Genomic DNA, 4,467 nt, shown 5'->3' with positions numbered 1-4,467 from the left:
TTTCGAAACCGCTACGACACCGGATACGTAGCTTCCGTGTGCCGAGATCGATCCGGATTCCTTGTATGTTGGCCGTGGTTTTCGTAGCCGCGCTTGTGGTGCTGGCGCTGGCGACGCAGGCCGGCATTGTCGTCTTTCAGCATCGTTATCCCGCGCGGGGAAAACCGATCGAGGTAACCGGGGCGACCCTCAACGTGGTCGATATCGGACCGAAGGACGCCGCCGGTCCGCCGGTCGTTCTCATTCATGGCGCAAGCTCAAACCTCGAAGCGATGCGCCGGCCGCTCGGCGACAGGCTCGCTGCAAACCACCGCGTGATCCTGATCGACCGGCCTGGTCATGGCTGGAGCTCGGCTGCCGGCGACGGAGCCGCTACGCCCGCCGCGCAAGGCCGGATGATCGAGGAGGCCTTGAAAAAGCTCAATGTCGGCCCGGTTATTCTGGTGGTCCATTCATGGGCTGGCGCCTTGGGCGCGGGGATGGCGGTTGACTTCCCGGCGCGGGTCGCCAGCCTCGTGATGCTGGCGCCAGTGGCCTATCCATGGCCTGGCGGCGTCGGCTGGTACAACGAACTGATAACGAAGCCGGTGATAGGCCCGTTGCTCGCCTACACCGTTACGCTTCCGCTCGGCTATTTCCTCGCCGAGCGCGGCGCGCGCGCGGTCTTTCTGCCCCAGATCATGCCGGATGATTTCGTCGCCGATACCGCGACGCCTTTGCTGCTGCGCCCGCGCGAGTTTCTCGCCAATGCCCGCGATCTGGTGCGCCTGAAGCAGGCGGTCACCGAGCAGGCGCCGCGCTATCCGGAAATCTCAGCGCCGACGCTTGTGATCTCGGGCGACGTCGACAAGACGGTGTCGACAAACATTCATTCCCGTCCCTTTGCCGCTGCTGTCCCGAACGCGAAGCTGATCGTGCTGCCTGGTGTCGGTCACATGGTGCAGAACGCAGCCCCCGATCTGGTGATCCGCGAGATCGAGGGTCTCATCGCCTTGGCCGGACGCGGCAACGCCGCCGCGGCAAATTGAGCGCGGGCCGGCTGCCGCGCGCGACACTGAACGCGCGACACTGAAAAAGAATATGGCCGGGACGAGACCCGGCCATCGCAAAAAATTATCAGGCGTGACGGCGCCTATTTCGACTTGATCTTGCCGCTTGCGTCAAACTGCGAGACGTAAGCCCAGAGGTCGTTGACCTCTTTCTCATTCTTGATTCCGGCAAAAAACATCTTGGTGCCGGGCACCTTTGCCTTCGGGTCCTTGATGTATTCCTTGAAGTTGGCCTCGTTCCAGGTGATGCCGGAATTCTTGTTGGCCTCGGAGTAATTGTAGCCCGGCGCGGTACCGGACTTGCGTCCGTCGAGCCCGTTGAGCTCCGGCCCGACCTTGTTCTTGGCGCCCTCTCCGATAGAGTGACACGCCATGCACTTGTTGAAGGACGCCTTGCCGGCTTCGGCATCTTGCGCCAGCGCGGTCGCCGACGATGCAACGATGATCAGGGCGCTCAGTATCAGCTTTTTCATTCTCGGCTCTTTTTTGTTGGGGTCGGGGAGAATAGTTTCGTTTGTGGCATAGGGCGAGGGCAATGGACAAGGCCTGCGAAAGGCTTGTTCTGCAGACTTCAACCTATGAAAACGCCTGCGCGCCGGATTTGTGCCCCCGTCGCGAGAGCGTCCCGACCTGCTTGATTCCTCACGGGAAATCGGCAATGTCGCATAGCACGCTAGAGTCCCGGTTCTGACATTCGTATTCTGTCGCGGCGGGCACCTTTACGAATGCCGGTGTCGCGACATTAGGATCGCGGCGGAGAGATCGAAAATGACCATTATGATGCCCGCGCCGGATCAGGCGGTCTTGGCCCGCCGCAGCGCCATCGCCGAGGCGCTGCGCGCCATCGTGCCGGGTGAGGGCGTGATCGACACGCCGGCCGAAATGCTCCCTTACGAGTCCGACGGGCTGATGGCCTATCGCCAACCGCCGATGGTGGTGGTGCTGCCGGACACCACGGAACAGGTCTCGCAAATACTGAAATACTGCTTTGAGCAGGGCATCAAGGTGGTGCCGCGCGGCTCCGGTACCTCGTTGTCGGGCGGTTCGCTGCCGCTGGCGGACGCGGTGCTGTTGGGGCTCGGCAAGTTCAAGCGCATCCGCGAGATCGACTTCGACAACCGCGCCGTCGTGACGGAGCCCGGTGTCACCAATCTCGCCATCAGCCAGGCGGTGGCCCATGCCGGTTTTTACTATGCGCCGGATCCCTCGTCCCAGATTGCCTGCTCGATCGGCGGCAACGTCGCGGAGAATTCCGGCGGCGTGCATTGCCTCAAATACGGCATGACCACCAACAATGTGCTCGGATGCGAGATCGTGCTGATGACCGGCGAAATCCTTCGCATCGGCGGCAAGACCGCCGAGAGCGCCGGCTACGACCTGATGGGAATTATCACGGGGTCGGAGGGGCTCCTCGGCGTCATCACCGAGATCACGGTGCGGATCCTGCAAAAGCCGGAGACCGCGCGCGCCTTGATGGTCGGCTTTGCCGAGGTCGAGGCGGCCGGCGAATGCGTGGCACGGATCATCGGCGCGGGCATCATCCCCGGCGGCATGGAGATGATGGACAAGCCCGCGATCCACGCCGCCGAAGCTTTCGTCCACGCCGGCTATCCGCTCGACGTCGAGGCGCTCTTGATCATCGAACTCGATGGCCCCGGCATCGAGGTTGACGAGTTGATCAAGCGGGTCGAGACCATCGCGCTGGCTTGCGGTTCGACGACCTGCCAGATCTCCAATTCAGAAGCCGAGCGCAACCTGTTCTGGGCCGGCCGCAAGGCTGCTTTTCCCGCCGTGGGGCGGATTTCACCCGACTATCTCTGCATGGATGGCACCATCCCGCGCGGGGCGTTATCCAAAGCCCTCGCGCGCATCCGCGATCTCTCGCAAAAATACGGTCTGCGCTGCGCCAATGTGTTTCATGCCGGCGACGGCAATCTGCATCCGCTGATCCTGTACGACGCCAACCAGCCCGGCGAGATCGAGCGGGCGGAATCCTTCGGCGCCGACATCCTGCGGGCCTGCGTCGAGTTCGGCGGCGTGCTGACCGGCGAGCACGGTGTGGGCATCGAAAAGCGCGATCTGATGCCTGAGATGTTTTCCGAGATCGACCTCAATCAGCAGCAGCGCCTCAAATGTGCCTTCGACGCGCAGGGGCTTCTCAACCCCGGCAAGGTGTTTCCGACCCTGCATCGCTGCGCCGAACTTGGCCGCATGCATGTGCATGGCGGCAAACTCGCTTTCCCTGACCTTCCGCGATTTTGAGCATGATGGCCTTCGCCCAAATTTCATTCGTCATACCCCGTGAAAGCGGGGTATCCAGTACGCCGCGGCGTCGAATTTTCTCGCCGTTGCCTGCGTTTACTGGATCGCCCGCTTTCGCGGACGATGACAAAAGAGTTTCGGGCTCAAGATAGTGGACATTCTGAAAGTACGTGACGCCAAGGATGTCGAGCAGGCGGTGCGGGCGGCGATCGCCAACGAGCAGCCGCTCGAGATCATTGGCCACGGCACCAAGCGCATGGTCGGCCAACCCATTGCGACCAATGCGCTGCTCGACCTGTCGGCGCTCAACGCCGTAACATGCTACGAGCCGAACGAACTGATCATCACGGTGGAGGCGGGCGCGCCGCTCTCCGACGTCAAGTCGCTGATCGATTCCAAAAACCAGCACTTTGCATTCGAGCCGATGGATACCGGGCCGCTTCTGGGTACGTCTTCGGCGGGGACGATCGGCGGCATGATCGGGGCCGGGCTCGCCGGTCCGCGCCGGATCCAGGCCGGAGCGGCCCGCGACCATCTGCTTGGCGCGCACGCCGTCTCGGGCTTCGGCGACAGTTTCAAGGCCGGCGGCCGGGTGGTGAAGAATGTCACCGGCTATGACCTCTGCAAGCTTTTGGCGGGCTCCTGGGGAACGCTGGCGGTCGTGACCGAGGTGACGCTGAAGGTGATGCCGAGGCCGGAGAGTGAGCGCACGCTGGTGCTGCGCGACCTGGACGATTCGACGGCCAACCAGGCGATGACGGCAGCGCTCGGTTCGCCGTTCGACGTCTCGGGTGCGGCGCATGTGCCGAAATCCTCCTTACGCGATGCCGTCGATGCGCTCAGTGGCCTCGGATCGCCCCGCCAAGCGCTGACGCTGTTGCGGCTGGAAGGAATTGCAGCCTCGGTTGCGCACCGCGCCACCTCGCTCGCCGGGCTGTTACAGCGGTTTGGCGCCACCGAGACGATCAACGACGAACGTTCGGCTTCGATCTGGGGGTGCATCCGCGATGTGGAACCCTTTGCCGCCAAGGGGTCGCTCGGCGCTTGGCCGGTTTGGCGCATCGTCTGTCCGCCGGCCTCCGGAAGTGCGTTGGGGGAACGTCTCGCCCGCGAAACCGGCGGCGACGTGCTTTACGATTGGGGCGGCGGCCTGATC

4 protein-coding genes are annotated in these 4,467 nt (G+C 63.2%); 3 read left to right on the top strand and 1 reads right to left on the bottom strand.

Annotated features, from left to right (window positions below):
- Positions 1 to 65: 65 nt before the first annotated feature.
- Positions 66 to 1,028, top strand: coding sequence for an alpha/beta fold hydrolase (locus WB528_RS22340; RefSeq protein WP_423890754.1), 963 nt, complete (start codon positions 66 to 68; stop codon positions 1,026 to 1,028).
- 104 nt (positions 1,029 to 1,132) lie between these two features.
- On the opposite strand, the gene cycA is transcribed toward WB528_RS22340, so the two are convergent.
- Positions 1,133 to 1,522 (bottom strand): cytochrome c-550 CycA, encoded by a 390-nt coding sequence (gene cycA, locus WB528_RS22335; RefSeq protein WP_423890752.1) that lies wholly within the window; start codon positions 1,520 to 1,522, stop codon positions 1,133 to 1,135.
- 295 nt (positions 1,523 to 1,817) lie between these two features.
- Between cycA and WB528_RS22330 the strand changes: the two genes are divergently transcribed.
- The gene (locus WB528_RS22330; RefSeq protein ID WP_423890751.1) at positions 1,818 to 3,311 is read left to right on the top strand and encodes an FAD-linked oxidase C-terminal domain-containing protein; all 1,494 of its coding nucleotides are present in this window, start codon (positions 1,818 to 1,820) and stop codon (positions 3,309 to 3,311) included.
- 151 nt (positions 3,312 to 3,462) lie between these two features.
- The coding region (locus tag WB528_RS22325) for an FAD-binding protein (RefSeq protein WP_423890750.1) at positions 3,463 to 4,467 on the top strand (1,005 nt) is incomplete at its 3' end.

Origin of the sequence: Bradyrhizobium sp. (assembly GCF_049586575.1) — a bacterium.
Taxonomy (GTDB): domain Bacteria; phylum Pseudomonadota; class Alphaproteobacteria; order Rhizobiales; family Xanthobacteraceae; genus Bradyrhizobium.
Note: the sequence above shows the minus strand (reverse complement) of the source record. Positions and strands in the feature narration are given on the sequence as shown.